This is a genomic window from Xenorhabdus cabanillasii, from assembly GCF_003386665.1.
Lineage (GTDB): Bacteria > Pseudomonadota > Gammaproteobacteria > Enterobacterales > Enterobacteriaceae > Xenorhabdus > Xenorhabdus cabanillasii.
Window position 1 is genome coordinate 1,597,770 of the sequence record NZ_QTUB01000001.1, and the last position, 24,981, is coordinate 1,622,750.

A 24,981-nucleotide genomic window follows, 5' to 3' on the forward strand; every position below is an offset into this window, starting at 1 on the left:
AGACTCAGTATAGCTAATGAAATCGCAGTACAGTTTTATTGTACTGCGAATGATATGGTTATTAATCAACGTCTTTCAGTTATGTTATTAACCTTGGCGAGCCATTTCTTGCTTGTGTTTGTTTTCACTTATCATAACAAACAGTAATAGAATAACGGACAGGACGCTACCACCGACCATGATCATAAAGCCGCCATCCCAGCCGGCGAAGTCAACGGTGTAACCGACAATGGCGCTGGCTGCTACCGAGCCACCCAAATAGCCAAACAGGCCGGTAAAGCCAGCCGCAGTACCTGCTGCTTTTTTCGGTGCTAATTCAAGGGCATGCAGGCCTATTAGCATAACAGGACCGTAAATAAGGAAGCCAATCACTAGCATACAGATCATATCAACAGTCGGGTTACCCGCCGGGTTCATCCAGAAGACAATAGTGGCGATTGTAACAAGTGTCATAAAGAAGACACCAGTAGCACCACGGTTGCCTTTGAACACCTTGTCAGACATCCAGCCGCACAGCAACGTACCAGGGATACCTGCGTACTCATACAGGAAGTAAGCCCAGGAAGATTTGTCCAGTGCGAAGTGCTTAACTTCTCTCAGGTAAGTTGGTGACCAGTCGAGAATACCGTAACGCAACAAGTAAACGAATACGTTGGCAACCGCAATCATCCACAGCAGTTTGTTAGGCAGAACGTACTGCATGAAAATTTCTTTTGCAGTCAGTTCACTTTCATCTTTTTCTGTGTAATCAGGTGGGTAGTCGTTTTTGTACTCTTCGATTGGTGTTAAACCACAGGATTGAGGGGTATCACGCATCAGAGCGAAGACGATAATGGCAACCAGGATAGCCGCAAATGCAGGCATATAGAGAGCCGCTTTCCAGTCGTTAAACCATGCCATACCTAAGAGGAATAGCAATGGTGGTAAACCACCGCCAACGTTATGAGCACAGTTCCAGATGGAAACAATTCCGCCACGCTCTTTTTGTGACCACCAGTGAACCATAGTACGGCCACAAGGAGGCCATCCCATGCCCTGGAACCAGCCGCACAGGAACAGCAGAGCAAACATGATAGCAATGCTTGAGGTTGCCCACGGTACAAAGCCCATAAATAACATTACGGCTGCCGCAAGTATCAAACCTGCTGGCAGAAAGACACGTGGGTTAGAACGGTCGGACACGGAACCCATAATGAACTTTGAGAATCCGTATGCGATTGAAATACCTGATAGAGCGAAACCTAGGTCACCTCTGGAAAAGCCTTGTTCTACCAAATACGGCATTGCCAGAGCAAAATTTTTCCTCACCAAATAATAGGCTGCATACCCAAAGAAAATCCCTATAAAAATTTGCCAGCGCAAGCGACGATAAAGTGGATCTATTTCTTGCACAGGCAACCGGGTTTTGTGGGGCGCCGGCTTGAAAATACTTAACATGTTTGTCTCCACATGACTATTAGTATGGATAGTATGGACTAGTATGAGCGAATCACCACAGCTTACTAGTGATAAGCAGTAAACGAAAATTCGAATTGATTTTTTTCTATATCGAAGAAAATAATAGCTAAAACAGATTCATACATCTGTAAAGTATCGATAACATATAGATATAATTTCGTAGGGTTCGCAATTTTGAGCGATTTATGGATTTTTTGAAATATATTTTATTTTTATTATCGTGACTTACGTCACAATTAAAGATGTTTGTTTGTTATTTTTGAGCGTTTTTAGTTCGTTTATGTGCTTTCGCACATAAAAGACTATTATTATTGAGGGAATTCGGATGGTGCTTTAATCATATGAGTGTCATTTACACAAGTATAAAAATTCTTAAACATATAGAAATAAATTGATAATGATATTTTCGATTGTATTATTTTTAGCCGTTAACTATTTTTGTATCGTGTTTTTTTATTTAGCTATGGGAGCTATTTTTATTTACATGCTTAACGTTTTTTATAACACAGTTACAAATAAAATGTTTGAATTTCTATTTGAAAATAATAGATATTACCACAAATAGTTATTCATATTCATGAGATGGGTTTTCATGAAGGCATGAATAGTTATTTATAAAAAAACACAATAATATCAAAACGATGAAGTGGTGTATAAGGCGTAATACACTCTATTCGTTAATAAGAATCCTATCCATTTATGGGTTGATTGTTTAATTAATAAAAAATTGCAAAAAAATATTAATTAATTAGTTATTAAGTTTTTATGATACTTTTTGAAGTTTATTTTTTTAATTCAGTTAAAGTCAACATAAGGTATTTGTAGTAGCCCGATGTGGACAATAGCTGAAATTTATTGACTAACAGCAAAAATATCTCCATTCGTCATAAAAAATGATGAAATAAAATGGAGAACAGAATGAGAACATCATTATGAATACTTACACACACAAGGCAATATTACACACAGCATTTACTGGGCAAAAATCTCCATTCTCCAATAATCCTGATATTAATGGTAATAATATCAGTTACATGGAAAATAAACTCCAACCATGGTTTGATAATGTACCATCTCGATTAGCAAAGCTGGCAAAAACCATGCCGAATGACACTGCTGTCTCGGATCAACATGGAACGTTGACATTTGGTGAATTACAGAAACGGGTCATGAATGCAGCAAATGTTTTGCGTTGCCATGGTGTCACAATGGGAAGTAATGTTGCTATTGCAGCCGAGAGAGGTATTCCATGGTTTATCACTATGCTGGCGGCCTGGCAACTTGGAGCAGTGTACATTCCTCTCAATACCATGATGCCGGAAAAGCGTTTGAACGATATTCTTGCCAGTTTGCCGGAAAGTATTTTGGTATCTGATGATACAGTATCAATAGGACTGAAAGCATCAACGCATATTCCTTTGGAACTCCTTTCAAATACTGTCGGGAAAGTAACAGAACGTATTAATATTCCCGAGCTCGGTGATCATCCAGCCTATGTGATGTTCACCTCCGGTTCTACCGGGCTACCAAAAGCTGTACAGGTACAGCATGACAATCTGGCGGCTTGTTTGTGTGCATTTGGGAAATTACTGTCAGTCAATCAGAACGATCGCATGCTTGCACTGACAACTTTCTCTTTCGACATTTCATTGCTGGAGTTGCTGTTGACTGTTGTTCATGGCGGCAGTATCTACATTACATCAATCGATACCCAACGTGATGCGATGGCGTTGTCTCAGACACTGTCTGATCCTCAATTTACACTGGCTCAAGCAACACCAGTCACCTGGTCAATGGCTTTAAATGCGGGCTGGGAGCCTCGCTCAGATATGAGTATGCTCTGTGGCGGAGAGGCTCTGTCACAAGATCTGGCGGATCAACTGACTGCATCTGGTGGAACTTTATGGAATGTTTATGGCCCGACGGAAACTACAATCTGGTCAACAGCATTCTGTATGAGAAAAGGGGATAAGGTGCAATTAGGTGGGCCAATCCCCGGCACCAGTATCACAATTGTGGATAAGTATTTAAGTCCTGTACCTAAAGGAACCGTAGGAGAAATCCTGATTGGTGGGTTGGGTGTGACAGCAGGATACCGCAACAATCCCACTGAAACCGCTAAACGATATGTTCCTGATGTAAAACAAAAAGGTAGAAGGGCGTATCTGACCGGTGATATGGCACGTATGCTTGAAGATGGTTCTCTCATTTATATGGGAAGACAGGATGATCAGGTAAAAGTACGTGGTTACCGCATCGAATTGGGTGAAATAGAAATCGCATTGAGAAAACAAAGCGGTGTCCAGGATGCCATCATCCGTGTGGCAGGAAGCGGTGATCTTGCCAGGATACAGGCATTCGTCTTGTTTGATCCTAATATGGTTGTACCGGATGAGTGGGTTCGGGAGACTCAGGTAACATTAAGGGAACGCCTGCATGAAGCCTGGATACCTACTGAATATTACCGTATCCCTTATATCCCTTTGACGAGCAGTGGCAAGCGGGATAGAAAGCGTCTGGAAGAAGTAGCAGAACGTCTGAATGCCAGCTACGACATTGTGCAGCCTCGGACAGAAACTGAAAAACGGGTTTATGCTATCTGGCGTGATCTGTTGGCAGTCGACACCTTTGGTATTACGGATGATTTCTTCCAGATTGGCGGGCATTCCATCTTGGTTGCCCGCATGGTGGAGCATATTGAAAAAGCATTCTCACTCAGGGTCCCCATTTCTGGTATCTATGTTGAACCCACTATCGCCAGAATTTCGGCCATTCTGGATGAAATGATCGAGGTACAGAAAAGTAATCCGGCTCAGCTTGCAGGAAATTATCACAGTGAAGCGCTTATCCAGCAACATGCAGAAACACTGAGAAAAGACGTTTACCTGAAAGAGAGCGTGCGCCCGGATGGTTTACCTCATGCAAACTGGTATAAACCTGATACCGTATTGCTGACGGGAGCTACCGGATATCTTGGCCTGCATTTACTGGAACAGTTGCTGAAACAGACTTCGGCTCAAGTTATCTGTCTGTGCCGTGCTGCTGATGAAAAACATGCGCGTGACAGGATCAAGGCTGGTTTTGTGAATTACCAGATTGATGTGGGTAATGAGCTTGATCGCGTAGATTTTGTGATAGGAGATTTAGGGCAACCTCGTTTCGGTCTGTTGCCGGAAACCTGGGAGAAACTTGCGCAAGATGTTGACGTAATTTATCACAATGGTGCGTTGGTTAACTTCATTTATCCTTATAGTGCACTGAAAAATATTAACGTTGATGGCACCAGAACCGCACTGGAATTTGCCTGTACTTCACGCCTGAAACACTTCCACTATGTTTCTTCCGTGAATGCCTTGTTTGCGACTGAATCACCTCGTCCATTTATGGAAGATGATCGTGCGATGAGTGAAACCGTACGTGATCCTTCCGGTTATTCCGGCAGCAAGTGGGTATCAGAAGGGATCATCAACATTGCCCGTAACCGGGGTGTGCCAGTGAGTATTTATCGTCCCGGTTTGATCCTTGGGCATACTCGTACTGGTGCTGCACAGGGGAATGATTATCTTGTCGCATCCCTGAAAGGCTATCTGGCAATGGGATTCTACCCTGACCATGCGTTGTTACTTGATATTATACCGGTTGATTATGTTGCTGAGTCATTGGTGCATATCTCTAAACAGCCTGAATCTGCCGGGAAATTCTTCAACTTGTTTAACCCTGTACAAGTCTCTATCCGGCAGTTCTTCGATTGGGTGCAGGAATTTGGTTATATCCTCAATCCAGTGCCATTCAATGAAGGGAAAGAGAAAATTCTTGCTTTGGATGACTCCCATCCGCTGTATCCACTGATTCCGTTGATTCGGGATATGGCAGAGAAACCTTATCGTGCGTTGGATCCTGCTTATGTTCATGAAATCCAGCCAGAGTTGGAGTTGAAACAGACAATGGCAGCATTGGAAGGAACAAATATTCAGTGTCCGGTAATTACATCTGAATATGTCCACCAGGTATTGCGTTATTTGATAGGTACTGGATTCTTGCCACAGGTACTGTCAGAAAGCTACAAACAGGAGGCTTTATCATGCAGCAACTAACAGGAAATGAAACTGAGGTTTGGATGGTTGTTATTAACATTAAAAAGCAGTACTCGATTTGGCCTGATGAATCTCTGATCCCAATTGGTTGGATGGCAACGGGTAAGAAAGGTACTAAAGAAGAGTGTCTTAACCATATTGCGAGTATATGGCCAGAACCAACAAAACAAGTCATTGATGTCCATTAAGAATGATAAATGAACGTGAATAGATAATATTATTTTATGGAGGGCATGGTCTTGAAAGGCCATGCCCATTTATTTTCCCGTCATTTTTTCTTCTCTTTTTACTTCCTTTCGGCTATTAAAAAATGCTCAAGAAGTAGTGACAGCTCTCTCGATATTGATTTTTTGCCCTCTCTTAATATGTGTTTTAAGTTCGTTTTTGTTCCTTATCAAACAATTCTCGCAGATTTTGAATATATTTTGGTTATTCCAACCAACATAAAATCAGAGCGGGTTTCCCCGCTCTGAAACTAATGGCATAGTACTGCATCATCAATACAACCAATCTTTACCCATTCGGTCCGCTGCCAGAATTGCAGCGTAGACTTGTTCCGGGGTTACGGTAAATGGCATATTGTGGATGGTTTCCCCTTCGGCACAACTTGTTATAGCAACCTGCATTATTTTTTTGTGCAGATTCTCATTTTCCCGTAGACCAAGTTGCTCCAGTGTAACCGGGAGGCCGATTTGTACACAGAAGTCGAGTACTGTTTCTAACTCTTCACTTGGGCTATTTTCCAATATCAGTTGTGTCAACGTGCCGAATGCCACTTTTTCACCGTGATACAGATGGTGGCACTCTTCCAGCGTGGTAAAACCATTATGAATAGCATGGGCAGCGGCAAGCCCCGCACTTTCAAAACCAATTCCACTGTGGTAGGTGTTGGCTTCAATAATATTTTCAACTGCGGGTGTCACAACTCCGGCCTCTACTGCCAGCTTCGCTTTATAACCCTCTGCCAGCAAAGTGTCGTAGCACAGTTTTGCCAAAGTCAGCCCAGTCAGAGAAGTTCCGCCTCCAGCCATGGTCAGGTTATGGGCTGTACTGCTGGCACGTGCTTCAAAATAAGTCGAGAGAGCATCTCCCATACCTGATACAAATAGGCGGACAGGGGATTTGGCAATAATATTGGTGTCTACCAACACAATATCGGGGTTTTTGGGATAGAGCAAATAACCATCAAATTTTCCCAATTCTGTGTATAAGACGGAAAGCGCACTGGTGGGGGCATCTGTTGAGGCAAGCGTCGGAGAAAGAATAGTTGGCAACTTTGCGTCGTGTGCTACTGCTTTGGCGGTATCAAGCGTTTTTCCACCACCAATCCCAATCACCGCCTGACACTGGTTATTTGATAAAATGGCTGACAAGCGTTGTATTTCACTACGGCTGCATTCACCGTTGAAAACTTCAAAGTGGCTGGTTACCTGGTGTTCTTTCAGGCTTTTGCTGACGGTATCCCCAATGAGATTCATCACAAAATTATCAGCAATCACGAAAACATGGTCAGCAAGTATTTTAGTATATTGACCGATGTGGGATATCGCATCTGGTCCTTGGATATATTTGGATGGAGACTGGATCACTTTCAGCATAAGAAAGATTCCTTCTTCACTGGAAATCTGATATGGACTGTCACGACGTTGGTGTGTGGCAGGTTATCAGTGGGTTCGGATAAAAGTATATGTTTGCCTGTCCGCCACCACTATACGACAAAATATACTGGTAGGTTATGTGCAAAAACAGGAAATGAGGGATCTATGAGGAAAAACTGAAAGGAAATTTGCGCCCTGATTAACTTAGGACGCAATGCTGTTTTAACTGGTTTTAGCCAGTGTCTTATCTGTTGAATATGAGAAAAAGAACTTAAGAATAAGATTCAGCAAGATACCATAAGCGGGCAGGAAAAAGAGCATGCAAATAAACAGCTTAAATGCGTAATCTACTAATGCAATCTCTACCCAATGTGTTGCCATAAACGCATCGGTGCTGCGATAGAACGCAATAAAGAAAAATGCCAGTGTATCAAGCATATTACCGAAAAACATAGCAGCAGCCGGTGCTATCCACCACCGTTGTTTTTGACGCAGTCGGTTGAAAACCCCAACATCCAATATCTGACCAAGAACATAAGCCATAAAACTTGCTGCTGCGATGCGGGCAACAAACAGGTTAAATGTTCCTAAAGCTGAAAATCCCTGCCATGTCCCCTGAAAAAACAGTGCGGAAATAAGGTAGGAGATCAGCAAAGCCGGAAGCATGACTGTCATAATAATTCGGCGTGCCAATCGAGCACCATAAATACGCACGGTTAAATCTGTTGCCAGAAAGATAAAGGGAAATGTAAATGCTCCCCAAGTGGTATGAAAACCGAAAATAGAGACGGGTAACTGTACCAGATAATTACTGGAAGTAATGATCAGAATATGAAAAAGAGAAAGCCAGATTAACACAGATGCTTTCTGCTGCGTGGTTATCTGCTGCGTAGTTAATTGGAGCATATTGTACCTTTTTACTGAATGGGGTGAGGGAACCCAGAAACCAATTTTCCCTGAATAATCATGGGAGATGGATCATACGCTGGCTGAACAACAAAAGCAAAAAGCAGCGATTGGCAATATTATGTAATATAATCCGTCGCTATAGATTGTTTGAACCCATAGAGATTGTTATGTCCGATTTTTTTGCCAACCCTGATAAAACGCTTGATACGCAGGGATTGCGTTGCCCGGAGCCGGTAATGATGATACGTAAAACTGTCCGTCATATGGATGCAGGGCAGACATTATTAATCATTGCTGATGATCCGGCGACGACTCGCGATATTCCCGGTTTCTGCCGTTTTATGGAACATACACTGATTGCTCAGGAAACGGCGGAAACGCCATATAGATATTTAATCCAAAAAAATGAAAATATTGCATGATGAACTGGTAGAAAAATAAACCCGTGCTAAGCTTATTAATATGGGACTTGGGAATGTTTATCACCTCACTGAGTGCCATATTTCCTTTTGTCTTAATAGCAATCTTGAGTAACTGTAGTGTTATTTTGAAAAGGTGCTTCCTTTGCACCTTTTCAGTTTGTTTTCTCCATTTTTATGTGTTGTTAAATAATTCATAAATCACAACATTAAAATGATATTATTATTATGATAATATTTTAAATAAAGGATATCTTTTAAAAAGGATACCAAAGCTTTGAAGTTGAAGTAACTTACGGTATTAATTAAATAATTTGTGCTCTGGAATTTTTTTAAAAATAAAATTTTGCATGTCTGCATTAGAAATTTTACCAGTAAGATGGAAAACTTTATTTAATAGTTAATTATGAGGTGAATTGGCCACGGTCACCGGATGGGTTAGTGGGAAACAATAAAGTAATAGTAACTATTTATTATCGATAAATAATAGGAATAATATAAAATAAATTAAAAAAAGATCATAAAAATATCAGTGAAATTAACCTCTCGTATCTCAAGAAATACTTGAAAGAATAATAATCGGGTAATGCTTCCAATTAGTTAAAGCTGTACCCTTCGGTGAAGGTTTTTATGAATTAAAAATAGCCATTAATTAATAATGGAGGGAATACTTTCATGCCTGATTCAGACAGTAAAGTTTTGCTTTACAAATGGTTATCTTTCTTTTGGAGAAATAAAGATTATGAAAAAATATAAATTACTCATATCGATAATTATGGTGCTGAATTTTTCGGCTTGCTCAAATGATACGGAAATAACAAAGGAAACACATTCTCTAAAAACTAACCATACTGCTTATCAGACGCTGTATGCTGGGATCAGCAGCATGAAAGAATGTGGAAGAGGTTATGTGGTTGGAGTATGGTCAAATGCTAATCGCTGGAATGAGTGGGCAGTTTGGTTATCAAAAACAGGACGGAGTTGGAATAACAATGATGCCAAAATTTACTGGTCTTACAGTAAATTAAGAACTGACTATGATAGTGGAAAAAACGCTTACGCAACTATCCTGGCAGCTCAAGCCAGTGGACAAATGGTGGCGCTTTTCGATGATCAGTGGCCAGCTCGATGTAACACATGGGGTTCTGGCTTATATGAAGGCCCGCAATTCAATTCGGTACAAGCCTGGTTCCCATAATCGTGAATCATTTCTTTGGGTTCTCTGAAAATTTATAAAATTTTAAAGGAGGAACATTTAATGAAAATTTTAAAACTCCTTTCTTTATTATGCGTTTTATTTTTATGCACAGCACAATCCCATGCTCAGCAACAAGTCAATCGAGTTTACCGAATGGATTCTCGTTCTCCAGCTGAAATCTTCCGCTCAGCAGGGGGAGGATTTTCTCCCCGCGGAACGAATGATAATATTGCAGAGCATATTCAGGAGTACAGTGATGCAGGACATAGGGCTGCCGCTTCAGCATTTATCTCAACGACTGTCAATCAAGAGGTCGCTATTGCGTGGGGCGTCGGTTTCCAGGATGGAGAGACATTCTACGTTTATGACATACGGCCAACCTTCCGTTTTTATAGCGTTGTTTTATCATTACAGCGCCTTTATGCTCAAACAGGTAATAGGAATTATCTGCGTCTGATCAGGGTTTATGAAGACCAGGCAGAATATGTGGCACTTGGAGGTATTTCTGTCACGCAAATTCATGGTGCTCAGGCGTTTCTGTATGATGAGAGTAGCGGTAGTTACATTGAAGGTAGTTATATACTTAACAACTTGTATCAGGATGCTGAAACAACAGCAAATGTCAGCCCTTATACACCGAGATCTCAATTACCAACTGAAATAATCACACCTGAAACCTATTGTGCTCTCAATCTGACCTTACCACGTTATCGTGTTCGTCTTACAGCTAGTACTCACAAATATCCATTTTTAAGTAAATCAAGGCAATGCCATGACAGCTTATTGACAATAGCTTATTTATACACCAGTTTTTTCTAAAAGTGTTCAGCTTAACTTCACTACTTCACTCCACCTGTTCGAAGGTGGAGTGATAAGTTCTGTATTATTTCAAAGGCATGCTTTGCAGCAGAACCGCTGATGCTTTGACTGAATTTGTCCGTAGCGGCAGACATCATCAGACTGGCAGTGGAGTATCATCTTGGGCAAGGGTTCTTTCTCTAAATAAGGCTCACTTCTATTTCTGGGATTTAATCCGCAACAACCGGATAGCATTTGCTGTCACCAATGCTGTAGCACCTGAATCCGCTAAAACGGCCATCCATAACCCCGTGATCCCTAATAGGCTGGTGACCAGGAATATTGCCTTCAAACCTAATGCGATAGTGATATTTTGGCGAATATTGTAATGTGTTGCCCGCGACAGAGTGATAATTTCCGCCAAACCCGTTAATCGGTTGTGTGTCAGTGCAGCATCGGCTGTTTCCAGAGCAACGTCAGTACCACTGCCCATCGCTACCCCAATACTGGATGCTTTCATAGCAGGAGCATCGTTGATACCATCACCAACCATCATTGTGTTGTGCTTTTCATTGAGTCGCACTACCGCTTTGACTTTGTCTTCCGGCAGTAGTCCTGCACGATAATCAATACCCAGTTGACCCGCAATCGCCGCTGCTGCACGAGGGTTATCACCGGTCAGCATCACCGCATTGACACCTTGTTGCTTCAGAGACTGAATAGCTTCAATAGCATCCTGACGTAAAGTATCCTGCATAGCAATCAGGCCAATAAATTGCTCATCTTGTACCACGGCAACCGCTGTTTTTCCGTTATCTTCCAGTTCAATAACTCGCTGCTTCCATTTTGAGGATAAAGTATTTTCAGGGAGTCGTTCTGGTGCTGCGACCCGTATTTTTTGCCCTGATAATTGTCCTTCAACCCCAATACCTGCCAATGCTTTACGATTTTCCGCTTCAATAACAGTGACACCTTTACTTTCTGCCTCATTAAGAATGGCTTTGGCCAATGGATGGTGGGAGCCACTTTCTACCGCACCTGCCATGGCCAGCAAGGTTTCCACACTCATATTTTCTACAGGTTCAATATCAGTAACCTGAGGTTTCCCTTCGGTCAGCGTGCCTGTCTTGTCCAGTGCAATAGTGGTGACTGTACCGAGTTGTTCTAACGCAGCACCGCCTTTGATGAGTGCTCCACGTCGGGTTGCGGCCGCGAGTGCAGAAGTAATGGCTGCGGGAGTTGAGATAACCAGTGCACAGGGACAACCAATCAACAACAGAGTCAGACCACGATAGATCCAGGTATCCCATGGCTCAGCAAAAAACATAGGAGGTATTATTATGACCAGTGCAGCGAGTAAAATAATCAACGGCATATAAATACGGCTGAATTTATCAATGAAACGTTCAATCGGTGCCCGGCGTTCTTCAGCTTCCTCAATCAGTTGCAGAATACGGTCAATAGCATTGTGTCCGGGTTCAGATATGACTTTCATTTGCACCGCTCTATCAACAGAAAGACACCCTGCCGCGACTTTTTCTCCTTGCTTGCGTTCAACAGGAATAGACTCACCTGTCAGAGCACTCTCATCGAAACTGGCGAACGAGTTAATGAGTTCAGCGTCAGTGGGTAAACGGGCACCAGGAGCAATTTCGATGATATCGCCTAGACGTAACTCGGTAGCAGGAACGGTTTTTTTTTCCACTATTTGTTACGAGTAATGCCTGCTCAGGCACTAATTCCATCAAAGCACTGACACCACGGCGGGCACGACCTGCGGCATAGGATTCCAGAATTTCTCCTAGCTTGAACAGCAAGATTACCATCGCAGCTTCTGAAGTCGCATTGATGAACAGCGCACCAATAGCCGCCACACTCATTAATGATTCAATAGCAAAGGGAGTTCCGGATCGAAACAATTTGATGGCTTTGGTTGCAATGGGATATAACCCAATCAACACCGTTATAATGAAAGCAATCTGCCCGGCGGGTGCGCTGATTTTCGCAATTCCGGCGCTGATAATCATTAATGCAGCAAGAGTGAGGATCGGGGAGAAAGTTTTCCAGAAGCTCGTCGCTGGTGGGAGTTTAGAAGTTGAGTCAGTTTCTTTGATTTCGAAACCGGCTTGTTTGACCGCCTGGACAACGGCAGTGCGAATATCGGAATCAGCATCTACGACCAGTTTTTCTGTTGTGAACAGTACCTTGACCTGTTTGGCTTCAGGAATTTTTTTCACGGCATTTTCAATTTTTCCTGCGCAGCTTGGGCAATCCATGCCGTGAATAACCCAGTCGAAACGCTGGCTGGCGGTGAGCTCAGGAGGTGTTGTATCTTGCGTGACATGAGCATGATTGAGTGAACAAGAACCACTATGGTGTGAATGGTTTTTGTCGTGAGAATGATTTTTTCCATGCTCATCAGGTTGTTTATGCTTTTTATCATTAGAATGTGAATGTTTACTTACATTCTTAATGCTGGCAGAGCTTTGAAGGACTCTCTTTGGGATGGAGACAGAGCCACTTTGTAATTGTTTATGTTTTTTAAAAATAGAGAACATAATGGCCTCTCAATGATGTTAATTCAGGTTGATTACCATTAACTCTACACTTTGGAGTTGACTCCAGAGTCAAACCAAAAAAGAGAAATTTTTTTGATGAATTGTGCTATCTGACATTGAGAGGAATGGTTGGAACAGCCGGAAAAAATTATCCATTTTCTCCTTTTCTGTAAATGGTTGGAGCTAATATTTCGCTCACCAAAGGTGAGCGAAATAAACAATATCTCAGTACAGAATTAAACAATTAGTGAACGAATAATCAAAAAATGCCCAATAAAGCGACAGGTTGCCACGATTGCTTTTGATAATTTAAAAGGGAAACGATATTGGTCAATAACACTAATACTGTGTGCAAAGAGGAGTAAAATGGCTCCAGCCACGGCGGAGAAACGGCTTGCATTGCTGAGTGCAAAATATTGTTCTCCTGCAACCCAAACCATGATGAGCACCATTATCCAGGTATCCAACACCCGCCAACGTAAGGTATCGAGACGTCTCCAGACAAGAAGCATGACCATGATGCCGACAACCAGCAAGATCAATGGCAATGGGAAGAAGAAACTGAACTCCATATGTAAGGCAAAGCTGATTGTATAAAGCAAATAACTCAGGAACAGCGCGACAAATGAGAATAGTAAATACTTACTGGGGAGCATTCGGAGTGAGTCAGAAAGCAAGGAAACGATAAGACCGGCAATAATGAGATAGCCTGTTGCTTCGAGATTTGGTGCCTGAAATGCCCATAATAGCAGAAGTAACATCGTAACAGGATAAAACACCCATTGTTGCCATCTGACGCCCCGATAGGCCGCATCAATGTATAACCATCCAGAGAAAAACACCGCAAGAAATGGCCAACTCATATTTTTCCTTTCCTTAAATGTTCAATGCCCGTTTTATCAGGAATTGCTGTTTATGATGGGGTGAAGAGAGAGTACCAATTTTAATTCGATATTAACGATACAACCTGAAATCTACAGGGCACAAAATATAATTTGTTATTTTTTCTTCAGACGCATTTTTTTCTGCCAGGCCAATAATTCAAATACGCCAAAAAAGAAGATTTTAGTCTGTAACAGGCCGGAAAGTTTTTGGTCTTTAGGCAGGGAATGTTTTAACAATAGCAGTTGGAAAGCATGCATGACCACCGTAAAAACCATAGCGATATCCATAAAGTATTTCAATGGCTTAGGGAAAGGGTGAATCAGATTGAGGATCATGATACCCCAAACACAAACCATAATTGCTCTTCCTAATTGAATAAACATTATTGACTCCAGAATCGTATTTAAGTAGATCAAGCCGCAACTTACTGGCGGCGAATATACAATCGGTATGCAACCTGCCCGGCAATTTTTTCCCGGTGTAAGTGCCAGTTTGTAGGAACTTCTGTCGTGGCAGATTCAGATTCTGCTTCGACATAAACCCAACTCACCTCAGCCAGCCATCCGTTAGTTTCCAGTAAATTGATGGTTTCTGTCAGCATTCCTTTGCGGAAGGGAGGATCAAGGAATACTACATCAAAAGGCGTGCCAGACTGATTGAGATATTGCAGCGTATTGCCTTGCACAACATTACCGTTTTCTGCTTGTAATAAAGCTAAATTGTTTGACAGTTGTTTTGCCACGTTGCGATCGTACTCAATCAAAGTAGCGTTATTTGCATAGCGCGATAAAGCTTCAAATCCAAGGGCTCCACTGCCGGAAAAACAGTCCATACAGCGAGCTCCTTGAATGACCGGCATTAACCAGTTAAACAATGTCTCGCGGACACGATCTGTTGTCGGACGTAATCCCTCACTATCTGGAACCGGTAATTTTCTTCCGCGCCATTTCCCGCCAATAATGCGGATTTGTCCCAAAGGTGTGCGCTGTGATTTTTTAGTCATAGTTTACATAACTTAAATATTTATCATCGCCGTGATGTAACTCCCCGTCTATTGGGTATAGTTGGCAGATACAAAAAGCGAAAATCAAGAAACCCATTGATTAATTTACCACGAAATCCTCAATAGAATATGTGTTGTGGTCTGATGAAAATGTTAGACTGGATTTTATCACCATTAGAACCTATCTCAGTAGGCGTAATTGTTAAAAAATAAAGCGTCTATTGGGCTAGGTTCTTGGCTTATCCCTATATGAGTTAATGATCTGACAAAAGGTAAAGCAATCAGCTTAATGGGATAGGTTGTTACAACGCCATAATTAACCGCGAGGAGTGTAGTGGCCGATGGCAAAAGAGAAAAAAAAAGGTTTCTTCTCTTGGTTCGGACTTGGTCGTCAGGAAAAGAAGCAGCAAGAAGAACAAATTGAAAAAGAAAAGTCAGTAGCGGAAGAAGCAGAGCAGCAGCGTCTGGCAGAGGAAGCGGCCCGTCAAGCAGCGGAAAAGGCGGAGCAACAGCGTCTGGCAGAGGAAGCGGCCCGTCGAGCAGCGGAAAAGGTGGAGCAACAACGTCTGGCAGAAGAAGCGGCCCGTCAAGCAGCGGAAGAGGCGGAGCAACAGCGTCTGGCAGAGGAAGCGGCCCGTCAAGTTGAAGAGCCGGCCTCTTTACCTAAAGAGCAGGAACGTCCGACCAAAGAAGGCTTCTTTGCCCGTCTGAAACGGAGTCTGGTAAAAACCCGTCAGAATTTGGGGGCCGGATTTTTCGGATTATTCCGTGGCAAAAAAATTGATGATGATCTGTTTGAAGCGCTGGAAGAACAGTTATTGATTGCGGATGTTGGTGTTGAAACAACTCGTAAAATTATCAACAGCTTGACTGCTCATGCCAGCCGTAAGGAATTGAAAGATGCGGAAGCGTTATATACAAAACTGAAAGAAGAAATGTCCGGTATTCTGGCAAAAGTTGATAAGCCATTGGAAATTGAAAGCAAATCGCCTTATGTCATCCTGATGGTCGGTGTGAATGGCGTTGGTAAAACCACCACGATTGGTAAATTGGCGCGCCAATATCAATCTCAGGGGAAATCCGTCATGCTGGCTGCGGGGGATACTTTCCGTGCTGCCGCGGTAGAACAATTGCAGGTTTGGGGGGAACGTAACAAGATCCCGGTGGTTGCGCAGCATACTGGCGCGGATCCAGCTTCTGTCATTTTTGATGCCATTCAATCAGCTAAGGCTAAAGGCGTTGATGTTCTGATAGCAGATACCGCAGGACGCCTGCAGAACAAATCTCACCTGATGGAAGAACTGAAAAAAATCGTGCGGGTAATGAAAAAGCTGGACGAAGAAGCGCCACATGAAATTATGCTGACTTTGGATGCCAGCACAGGCCAAAATGCAGTCAGCCAAGCTAAACTATTCCATGAGGCGGTTGGATTGACCGGTATTTCACTAACTAAACTGGATGGTACAGCGAAAGGCGGTGTTATTTTCGCTATTGCTGACCAATTTGAAATTCCGATCCGTTATATCGGTGTCGGGGAAAGCATTGAAGATCTCCGTCCATTTAAGGCTGACGATTTTATAGAGGCTCTTTTTAGCCGGGAGGATTAACTACCAATGATTCGCTTTGAACAGGTCAGTAAAGCCTATCTGGGAGGACGGCAGGCGCTGCAAGGAGTGAATTTTCACCTGCTTCCAGGAGAAATGGCATTTTTAACCGGTCATTCAGGAGCAGGTAAGAGTACGCTTTTGAAGCTTATCTGTGGTATCGAGCGTCCGAGTGCAGGTTATATCTGGTTTGGGGGGCATGATATCAGCCGACTAAAATCCCGTGAGATCCCATTTCTGCGTCGTCAGATCGGTATGATTTTTCAGGATCACCATCTGTTATTGGATCGTACCGTATACGAAAATATTGCAATGCCACTGATTATCTCTGGAGCCAGTGCTGAAGATATTCGTCGGCGGGTATCGGCGGCGCTGGATAAGGTTGGCTTGTTGGACAAAGCGAAAAACTTTCCCATTCAACTCTCTGGAGGAGAACAACAGCGCGTTGGCATTGCCCGCGCTGTTGTAAATAAACCTACTGTCTTGCTGGCGGATGAACCGACGGGGAATCTGGATGGTGAACTATCTGAGGGTATTATGCGCCTGTTTGAAGAATTTAACCGGGTCGGTGTGACGGTTCTTATGGCAACGCATGATACAGCTCTTATTGAGCGAAGAAATTACCGTATCCTGACGCTGAATCAGGGACGTATGCAAGGAGGACATTATGGTTAAGCATGTCCGTCATTCTGCGAAAAGAACAACGACTTCCAAACCCCGTTCCAAGTCATTAAAAGGGGGCTGGCGTGTACAATCACGTTATGCGTGGAAAAGTACCCTGTCGGATATGTTGCGCCAGCCACTGGCAACGTTGCTGACCATCATGGTTATTGCTATCTCCTTGACACTGCCGAGTGTGTTTTACATTGTCTGGAAAAATGTTAATCAGGCTGTGGAACAATGGTATCCCGTGCCACAGCTTACGGTTTATCTTGATAAGTCGCTGAATGATGTCAATTCCAATCAGTTGATTGACGAGCTGAAGGCAATGGACGGTGTGAAATCGGTAAATTATTTATCCCGTGAAGAAGCTGTGAATGAATTTCGTGCCTGGTCTGGATTTGCTGGCGCATTAGATATGCTGGAAGAAAATCCGCTGCCCGCGGTAGCGGTTGTCTCCCCTAAACTGGACTTTCAAAATTCACAAGCATTAACAACACTGCGTGACCGTGTGGCACAGTTGAAAGGCATTGAAGAAGTCAGAATGGATGATAGTTGGTTTGACCGCCTTACGGCTCTGGCTAACCTTGTTGGCCGGATTGCTGCGGTAATAGGCATTCTGATGGTAGTTGCCTTGCTATTGGTCATTGGCAACAGCGTTCGTTTAAGCATCTTTAGCCGTCGTGAAACCATCAATGTGATGAAACTGATTGGGGCAACAGATGGATTTATTTTGCGTCCGTTTCTCAATGGTGGGGCATTGTTGGGAATTTTGGGGGCAATTTTTTCATTACTTCTTTCGTACTTGCTGGTTTGGAAACTTTCCAGCATTGTTACAGAAGTGGCCAGCGTTTTTGGTACAACCTTCAGGCTGCATGGATTGGATTGGGATGAATCACTATTACTGATACTGCTTTCAGGTATGATTGGTTGGATTGCTGCATGGTTTGCGACTATCCAGCATTTACGTCGTTTCAGGCCAGAATAGGGCTGTTTTGTTGGACATTAGATGAACTTTTTGGCTTAATTATGGTCGAAGAAACTGTTACTGATTTGTGTGCGTTTTCATACAATGCAGACAATTTGAATATGATTTCCACGGTGGTAAAATAAGCGCATTTTTGGCTTGAACAAATTTTATTGATTGTTTCAGGTAAGTTCAAAAAACCATCAATTTGGTTCTTAGTTTGAGAGAATTTGAATGACAAAAGAAATGCAAACTTTAGCATTAGTTCCACAAGGTAGTTTGGAAGGGTACATCCGTGCTTCCAACGCTTATCCCATGCTCTCCGCAGAGGAAGAGAAGGAACTGGCGGAAAGGCTGCATTACCAGGGAGATCTGGATGCAGCAAAACAGCTGATTCTGTCTCATCTGCGCTTCGTTGTTCATGTCGCTCGCAGTTATGCTGGTTATGGTTTACCGCAAGCGGATTTAATTCAGGAAGGTAATATCGGCCTGATGAAAGCGGTTCGTCGATTTAATCCAGAAGTGGGCGTGCGTCTGGTGTCTTTTGCTGTTCACTGGATTAAAGCAGAAATCCATGAATATGTATTGCGTAATTGGCGTATTGTGAAAGTCGCAACAACAAAAGCGCAGCGTAAGTTGTTCTTTAATTTACGTAAGGCTAAACAACGTTTGGGCTGGTTCAATCAGGATGAAGTTGAGTTAGTTGCCAAAGAGTTAGGAGTGACCAGTAAGGACGTTCTGGAGATGGAATCTCGCATGTCAGCGCAGGATATGGCATTTGATATGTCATCGGATGATGACAGCAATGACAGCCAACCCGCTCCAGTGCTTTTTTTACAGGATAAGGCTTCTGATTTTGCGGATGGTATTGAAGAAGATAATTGGGAAAACCATGCTGCGGATAAACTTTCTGTAGCAATGGAAAAGCTGGATGAGCGTAGTCAGGACATTATCCGTTCCCGTTGGTTGGATGATGACAATAAATCTACTTTGCAAGAACTGGCTGATAAATACGGTGTATCCGCTGAACGGGTACGTCAATTAGAAAAGAATGCCATGAAAAAATTACGAATGGCGATTGAAGCCTAATGTAATTTACGAATGGCTGAGCATGAAGATTTTTTCATGCTTGAATACATACTCTAATGGATTAAAAGGCGATAATTTATTTATCGCTTTTTTTATGTGCGCTATTTATGTGCGTAGTATGGCTTTCGTTAACTTCAGATTAAAGATAAAGCCAATGGGGGTAAGAACAAAATGACGACAGTTTCTGCGCTTGGTGCCATTACTGCATTGGTTATTGCTATTGTGCTGATATTACGCAAAGTTCCACCTGCTTATGGCATGTTGTTGACAGCAGTTGGTGTGTTCATTGATGTGGCGGTTATTACGGTAGCGCCGATCGCTCTGGCAATTGCTCATCGGGCAGATTTATCAAAGATGGCGATTTTGCTTGCTATGATTGGTGGTGGTAAAGCCGGGAATGTCATGTCGCCTAATCCAAATACAATTGTTGCATCAGAAGGGTTTCATGTTCCCTTAACATCTTTGATGGCAGCGGGCATTATTCCAGGCTTATTTGGGTTAGTAATGGCTTACTACCTTTCAAGCAAACTGATAACACGTGGATATCAGGTCAGAAGTGAAGAGCTGACAGTAACCGCTCATGAGTCTCTTCCTTCGTTTATGGCCGCAATTTCTGCTCCTGTTATTGCGATCTTATTACTGGCGCTGCGGCCTGTTGCTGATATCACCGTTGATCCTTTAATTGCTCTTCCCGTGGGAGGTCTGGCTGGTGCCATCATTATGGGACACTGGCGTCAATCAAATCGTTTTATTCTCTCTGGGCTGAGCCGTATGTCGCCCGTTGCTATCATGTTACTGGGAACAGGAACATTGGCCGGTATCATTGCTAACTCTGCATTGAAAGACGTACTAATTCAAGGGATCGCGACATCAGGGCTGACATCATATTTACTGGCACCTGTTTCTGGTGCGTTGATGTCAATGACCACTGCGTCCATAACTGCGGGAACAGCTGTCGCTTCCGCGGTATTCGCCCCAACATTACTGACTTAGGCATCAGTGCGTTAGCAGGAGCTGCGATGTTACATGCGGGTGCCATTGTGCTGGACCAGCTTCCGCACGGCAGTTTTTTTCATGCGACAGGTGGCAGTGTCTATATGCAGGTACACGAGCGGTTGAAATACTGCCTTATGAAACGCTGGTAGGTCTCACCATTGCTTTTGTCTCAACCTTACTCTTTGGTGTATTTGGTCTTACTGGCTAAATTTTTGTCGGCCGGATAGGTAGAAGAGAGAGGAAATTGTTATGAAAATTGTGATTGCCCCGGATTCATTTAAAGAAAGCTTAAGTGCCTTACAGGTAGCAGAAGCGATAGAGCAGGGATTTCGGGAAATTCTTCCGCAGGCTGATTATATCAAGCTACCGATGGCCGATGGCGGAGAAGGTACAGTGGAATCGCTGGTGGCTGCGACAGGAGGGAAACGTATCACATGTGCAGTTACCGATCCTTTGGGGAGAACGACTGAGGCTTTTTGGGGACTGCTGGGCGATGGAAAAACCGCAGTTATAGAAATGGCAGCAGCTTCAGGATTGCACTTAGTGCCGTTGGAACAGCGCAATCCTTTGATAACGACAACATATGGTACTGGAGAGCTTATCCTGGCTGCGTTGGAGCACGGCGCACAAAATCTAATTTTAGGTATCGGTGGCAGTGCAACCAATGATGGTGGTGCAGGAATGATGCAGGCACTTGGGGCAAATTTATGGGATGGTGATAACCGCATTTTGCCATTTGGTGGAGCAGCATTAACACGATTGGAAAGTATCGATCTTTCGGGTCTTGATACCCGGCTCAGGCAACTGAAAATTACCGTAGCTTGTGATGTAAATAATCCATTATGCGGTAAATCCGGAGCATCTGCGGTGTTTGGCCCACAAAAAGGAGCGACACCAGAAATGGTTAAGATATTGGATTCAGCCTTATTCCATTACGGAATGAAAATTGAAGCGGTAACAGGCAGAAATGTGATCGATGCTGCGGGAGCAGGCGCGGCGGGCGGTATAGGCGCTTCTCTACTGGGTTGTCTGGGCGCAAAATTACAATCAGGTGTTGAGATTGTGATTGAGACTTTGAAGTTGGAAAAGATGATTCAGGGGGCAGATCTGGTTATTACTGGTGAAGGTCGTATGGATAGCCAGACTATATATGGCAAAACTCCTATTGGTGTTGCACGTATCGCCAGGAAATTCGGTATTCCTGTTATCGCCTTAGTGGGAGGAATGAGCAAAGACTACCATATAGTACATCAACACGGTCTGGATGCTGTATTTTCTATTATTCCCGAAGCTTGCACTCTTGCTGATGCTCTGACTAATAGTGTTGATAATCTACAGGTATTGGCACGTAACATTGCGACGGTTTGGAATATGGCTGGCATAGATAAGAAAGCAGATAGCCATTGAAAGAATGGATAAATACTTGGGAGGAGTCAGAAAGCCCCCATTTGGCTCAAGCTTGATGGCAGGCTTCTGACAGGGGATTATTTTGACCCATTTAACAACCATTTTTCCCTATAATTGTTTCAGCCATGGGAATGTATTGAGTATCGAGTTTATTAACAGAACCTTCCTTGTTTTCTTCTTTAAAGCACTCGTCAAAGAACCAGGAAACATCAGTTTCCAATATCTTACAAATGGCAACCAGATGATTGACATTAATTCGATTAGTTCCTCTTTCATAACGTGAAAGCTGTTGCTGGCTAATGCCAATTTGTTTCGCTAATGCCGTTGCTGTGATACCCAACTCTTTCCTTTTAGTTTGAATACGTTGTCCGATTAACAGGTTTGCATCTTCCATATCTTATCCTTTTATTTTTAAATCAGTAAGTTATGGCGTTATCAAGGATAATTGCCCTAGGGCTTCAAAATGGCTCAGCTTTACTTCACCACTGCACGTAACATAGGGCATACCTTGACGGGTTTAATACCGTTCACGGTATGCCCTATTGTTACACCTGATCCGCCGTTTTGTTTTCTGACATGCGCCTTGTTTTTTTAATGAATAACTTTTCTTATTAACGTGTTGTAAAAAACAGAACCTTTACTGAGGCAAGGTGTACTCTTCCATGACGCAAACCACTTTCTCTATTTTGTTGTTACCTTGCATCTTGCAACTACTTTCCCCCGCAATTGAGTAAAACAGCAGGCTGTTCTCTTCATATGAGGAATAATGAATAGGTTTTTAAACGTTAAGTATGTTATTTATTTTTATTTAAAAAATTGAATAACAAAGTATTTTTTTAATTTAATCAATAAAATTATCAATACATTGTTTATTTGCAAAAAAATCGCCATTATCTTGTATTTATCTATTTTATTAAGATCTTCCATGAGGTTAGAAACTAAACAAAATATACCAAACTGTAAACATAATCCTATATAACATTACTTAAGTCAAATTTCATTACATATCAAATCTCATTACACTTAATTTATTATAATATATGAATTTTTTTTGTTATTCACACAGTTAATTTCTTTTAAATAGTATTACTGATCAAAAATTGTTACTTACTCGAAATCAACAGCAGCCAAATCATCCAGAATTAATATCAGTCAGTCCTTGCAATCTCAGAGTTTAATTCTATTTAAAATCGCAAATATAGATTATAAATCCAAACTAAACAGTTTGGTATAAAATGTTTCGTTTTTGAGTTAAATTTCATTAATTTTGGTTAAGTAAATAGATTTTAATCTTTCATTGCATTATTATTGCAATATTCTCTAATTTCCATTAGAAAATATTACTTATAGAAACTTTTTCTGCTAAATAATCTTTGGCTTTCAAGAAAATAACAACTCACTCGCACTTTTAAATAGTGAAGAGTAGCCTGTTTTTTGCCTGCCATTTTATGGATTTTTTTATTTTTTAGTATAAAAACAATAAGATACTGATTTTCACATAAAAGCATATTTAAAACTCGTTTACTTAGAGATCTTTTTATTGAACAGATTAAAGGAAGCTAAAAGGTTCTGATTTTAATCTCTTTATTTAACAATTTATTATCGCTGTAATCAGGTTTTTTTGTGAAGTTATGTGATAATTATCAGCTTTTTCATATTATACCTTATGATAAATAAACCTTATCTAATTTCGGTTTATTTTTTCAGTTTGCAGTACATGACATGAGAAGTCAGGCATTACAGGTTGACACGAATATAGCCTGTAAGTGATTTGGCATGACCGATATTTTGAAGGAATTTAGACGATTAGGGAAATTAACCTCATCCCATTGGGAATATTCGCATGAAACATCAATCGTGAGATTTGACATTGTATTTACTTTCAGTCCTGCACCAAAAGATAATCCAGTTGCGTTTGCTGTAGTGTTGCTTGTAGCGTATCCATCGCAATTGGGTTTTCCCTGCCTGCATTTGCTGTCAATGAAATCATAGATAATCCAGCTAAGTTAGCTGAGATCAATAGAGTTTTTCCATTCGACATTAGTTTATAAAGATGGGAAGCCTGTGATTCTCTTGTTGGAATCGTTACGTTATCACAGTTTAAAAATATGGTTTCTCAAAATCTTTAGTTCAAATTGAGTTAAATTTGAAGTGCTTTACTTGAACAATTCCCCCATACATATAATATATGCCGCTTTATGATTATTGGAGGATGTTATGCAACTTTCAGATTTAGGAAATAGAATCTGCATTATGGGGCCTTCGAATAGCGGTAAGTCTACACTTGCTAATGCAATCTCCACAAAATGTAATTTGAAAACAATTCACTTGGATCAGCTTTTTCATTTACCAAATACAAACTGGCAGGAACGCACCGTGGAAGAATTTATCTCACTGCCATCAAGTCTGTTACGTTACGTAAATAGAACCCTGTTTCAAAACAATCGTTATGGTGCTCTGGAAGGCGGTAAAGACAGTATCAAATGGAAAATGCTCCATCATATCACGGTTATTACACCAAAAAGCAGAGAACGCTATGCGGCAATGTTTGAACAACTGACCATACCCAAGATAAGACTGAATTCCATTAAAGAGATTAAGGAACAATTTGATAAATGGGAACTTACCCGATAATTAAATTTATAAATTATTATCAATCATATTTACATATGAACGTAAAAATAACATTCGTGATATTCTATATAAATAAAATATAATCCGAGTAATTTGCTAATCCCTCTCACCATTAATAATCTTAAAATTCATGATGATGTAACTTAAGTAAACTATTTTATATTGTGATTATGTAAAAATAATTACCACAATGTTTTTCGACAGATCTCCTGATCCATTTTCATGGATTTTTATTAAATGTGAATAACAACTAATTAATACATAAGTGAAAAACCAGAATCGAATAATCACCTCTGTTACTAAATTAAGAAATTGTTCTTTTACTTTTTCCGCTGTTTCAATCACTTCTTCATGACTAAGTGGCTACTTCACTGACATCAAGAAAACGTACACCAAGCTCTGGGTTATTTGGTCCAATCAGTGGATTACTTGCGGTTAAATTAATGTGGTCAGTAATGAGCATTAAATCACCAGGGCTAAAATCCCTATTCACAGCACCACATGCATTCGTGATAATAAGTTTTTCCACCCCTAATGCTTTCATTAAGCGGACAGGAAATGTGACTTGATCCAGTGTAAAGCCTTCGTAATAATGAAAACAGCCTTTCATTGCGACAACATTTTTTCCACCAATGGAACCAATAACCAGTTCATTCGAATGTCCAACTGCTTCTGATTTCGCAAAGTGGGGTATGCAAATTCAA

19 protein-coding genes and 3 pseudogenes are annotated in these 24,981 nt (G+C 41.7%); 12 read left to right on the forward strand and 10 right to left on the reverse strand.

What is annotated here, in order from left to right; genetic code table 11:
* Positions 1–87 precede the first annotated feature (87 nt).
* Positions 88–1,437 carry a glycerol-3-phosphate transporter gene (gene glpT / locus BDD26_RS07665; protein WP_038260648.1) on the reverse strand — a complete coding sequence of 450 codons (1,350 nt, stop codon included), beginning with the start codon at positions 1,435–1,437 and terminating at the stop codon, positions 88–90.
* Between the two features lie 953 nt (positions 1,438–2,390).
* Between glpT and BDD26_RS07670 the strand changes: the two genes are divergently transcribed.
* The gene (locus BDD26_RS07670) at positions 2,391–5,552 is read left to right on the forward strand and encodes a thioester reductase domain-containing protein (protein ID WP_115826099.1); all 3,162 of its coding nucleotides are present in this window, start codon (positions 2,391–2,393) and stop codon (positions 5,550–5,552) included.
* The gene (locus BDD26_RS07675) at positions 5,540–5,740 is read left to right on the forward strand and encodes an MbtH family NRPS accessory protein (protein ID WP_038260645.1); all 201 of its coding nucleotides are present in this window, start codon (positions 5,540–5,542) and stop codon (positions 5,738–5,740) included. The genes BDD26_RS07670 and BDD26_RS07675 overlap by 13 nt, the downstream gene beginning before the upstream one ends.
* 309 nt (positions 5,741–6,049) lie before the next feature.
* On the opposite strand, the gene BDD26_RS07680 is transcribed toward BDD26_RS07675, so the two are convergent.
* Together BDD26_RS07680 and BDD26_RS07685 are read right to left on the reverse strand one after the other, a co-directional pair.
* Positions 6,050–7,150: a glycerol dehydrogenase gene (locus BDD26_RS07680; RefSeq protein WP_115826101.1), complete on the reverse strand. Its 1,101-nt coding sequence runs from the start codon at positions 7,148–7,150 to the stop codon at positions 6,050–6,052.
* A 222-nt stretch (positions 7,151–7,372) separates the two neighbouring features.
* A complete protein-coding gene (locus BDD26_RS07685) occupies positions 7,373–8,056 on the reverse strand; it encodes a 7-cyano-7-deazaguanine/7-aminomethyl-7-deazaguanine transporter (protein WP_115826103.1) in 684 nt (227 codons plus the stop codon).
* A 170-nt stretch (positions 8,057–8,226) separates the two neighbouring features.
* On the opposite strand from BDD26_RS07685, the gene tusA reads away from it, so the two are divergent.
* The 3 genes from tusA to BDD26_RS07700 all read left to right on the forward strand — a co-directional run bounded on the left by tusA (position 8,227) and on the right by BDD26_RS07700 (position 10,495).
* On the forward strand, positions 8,227–8,481 hold the full coding sequence (gene tusA / locus BDD26_RS07690; protein WP_038260636.1) for a sulfurtransferase TusA: 255 nt from the start codon (positions 8,227–8,229) through the stop codon (positions 8,479–8,481).
* 739 nt (positions 8,482–9,220) lie between these two features.
* Positions 9,221–9,676: a hypothetical protein gene (locus tag BDD26_RS07695; protein ID WP_038265020.1), complete on the forward strand. Its 456-nt coding sequence runs from the start codon at positions 9,221–9,223 to the stop codon at positions 9,674–9,676.
* A gap of 60 nt (positions 9,677–9,736) precedes the next feature.
* The gene (locus tag BDD26_RS07700) at positions 9,737–10,495 is read left to right on the forward strand and encodes an enterotoxin A family protein (protein ID WP_115826105.1); all 759 of its coding nucleotides are present in this window, start codon (positions 9,737–9,739) and stop codon (positions 10,493–10,495) included.
* A gap of 69 nt (positions 10,496–10,564) precedes the next feature.
* Here BDD26_RS07700 and BDD26_RS20815 read toward each other — a convergent pair whose 3' ends face one another.
* The 5 genes and pseudogenes from BDD26_RS20815 to rsmD all read right to left on the reverse strand — a co-directional run bounded on the left by BDD26_RS20815 (position 10,565) and on the right by rsmD (position 14,920).
* Entirely contained in the window at positions 10,565–10,729 is a 165-nt protein-coding gene (locus BDD26_RS20815; RefSeq protein WP_115826108.1) for an IS1 family transposase, read from the reverse strand.
* Positions 10,692–13,032 (reverse strand): annotated as a pseudogene (locus BDD26_RS07710) (zinc/cadmium/mercury/lead-transporting ATPase). Before BDD26_RS07710 ends, BDD26_RS20815 begins: the two are co-directional and overlap by 38 nt.
* Positions 13,033–13,268: 236 nt before the next feature.
* Entirely contained in the window at positions 13,269–13,895 is a 627-nt protein-coding gene (locus tag BDD26_RS07715) for a lysoplasmalogenase (protein WP_115826110.1), read from the reverse strand.
* 135 nt (positions 13,896–14,030) lie between these two features.
* The gene (locus BDD26_RS07720) at positions 14,031–14,300 is read right to left on the reverse strand and encodes a DUF1145 family protein (RefSeq protein WP_115826112.1); all 270 of its coding nucleotides are present in this window, start codon (positions 14,298–14,300) and stop codon (positions 14,031–14,033) included.
* Positions 14,301–14,341: 41 nt separating this feature from the next.
* Positions 14,342–14,920: a 16S rRNA (guanine(966)-N(2))-methyltransferase gene (rsmD, locus tag BDD26_RS07725; RefSeq protein ID WP_038265037.1), complete on the reverse strand. Its 579-nt coding sequence runs from the start codon at positions 14,918–14,920 to the stop codon at positions 14,342–14,344.
* Positions 14,921–15,261: 341 nt separating this feature from the next.
* Here rsmD and ftsY point away from each other — a divergent pair, with 341 nt between their 5' ends.
* The 6 genes and pseudogenes from ftsY (at position 15,262) to BDD26_RS07760 (ending at position 21,643) form a co-directional block, all read left to right on the forward strand.
* Entirely contained in the window at positions 15,262–16,527 is a 1,266-nt protein-coding gene (gene ftsY / locus BDD26_RS07730) for a signal recognition particle-docking protein FtsY (protein ID WP_115826114.1), read from the forward strand.
* 6 nt (positions 16,528–16,533) lie between these two features.
* On the forward strand, positions 16,534–17,199 hold the full coding sequence (ftsE, locus tag BDD26_RS07735) for a cell division ATP-binding protein FtsE (protein WP_038267344.1): 666 nt from the start codon (positions 16,534–16,536) through the stop codon (positions 17,197–17,199).
* On the forward strand, positions 17,192–18,172 hold the full coding sequence (gene ftsX / locus BDD26_RS07740; protein ID WP_115826116.1) for a permease-like cell division protein FtsX: 981 nt from the start codon (positions 17,192–17,194) through the stop codon (positions 18,170–18,172). The genes ftsE and ftsX overlap by 8 nt, the downstream gene beginning before the upstream one ends.
* A gap of 213 nt (positions 18,173–18,385) precedes the next feature.
* Positions 18,386–19,240, forward strand: a complete 855-nt coding sequence (rpoH, locus tag BDD26_RS07750) for an RNA polymerase sigma factor RpoH (protein ID WP_038267339.1) — start codon at positions 18,386–18,388, stop codon at positions 19,238–19,240.
* Between the two features lie 171 nt (positions 19,241–19,411).
* Positions 19,412–20,444 (forward strand): annotated as a pseudogene (locus tag BDD26_RS07755) (GntP family permease).
* Positions 20,445–20,485: 41 nt separating this feature from the next.
* Positions 20,486–21,643, forward strand: a complete 1,158-nt coding sequence (locus tag BDD26_RS07760) for a glycerate kinase (protein WP_115826121.1) — start codon at positions 20,486–20,488, stop codon at positions 21,641–21,643.
* A gap of 91 nt (positions 21,644–21,734) precedes the next feature.
* Here the strand turns inward: BDD26_RS07760 and BDD26_RS07765 are convergent, their stop codons facing one another.
* The gene (locus BDD26_RS07765; protein WP_038267330.1) at positions 21,735–22,037 is read right to left on the reverse strand and encodes a helix-turn-helix domain-containing protein; all 303 of its coding nucleotides are present in this window, start codon (positions 22,035–22,037) and stop codon (positions 21,735–21,737) included.
* Positions 22,038–23,860: 1,823 nt separating this feature from the next.
* On the opposite strand from BDD26_RS07765, the gene BDD26_RS07770 reads away from it, so the two are divergent.
* On the forward strand, positions 23,861–24,277 hold the full coding sequence (locus tag BDD26_RS07770) for a P-loop NTPase family protein (RefSeq protein WP_038260909.1): 417 nt from the start codon (positions 23,861–23,863) through the stop codon (positions 24,275–24,277).
* Positions 24,278–24,641: 364 nt separating this feature from the next.
* On the opposite strand, the pseudogene BDD26_RS20035 reads toward BDD26_RS07770, so the two are convergent.
* Positions 24,642–24,971, reverse strand: a pseudogene (locus BDD26_RS20035) (purine-nucleoside phosphorylase); the annotation flags it as partial.
* Positions 24,972–24,981: the final 10 nt, after the last annotated feature.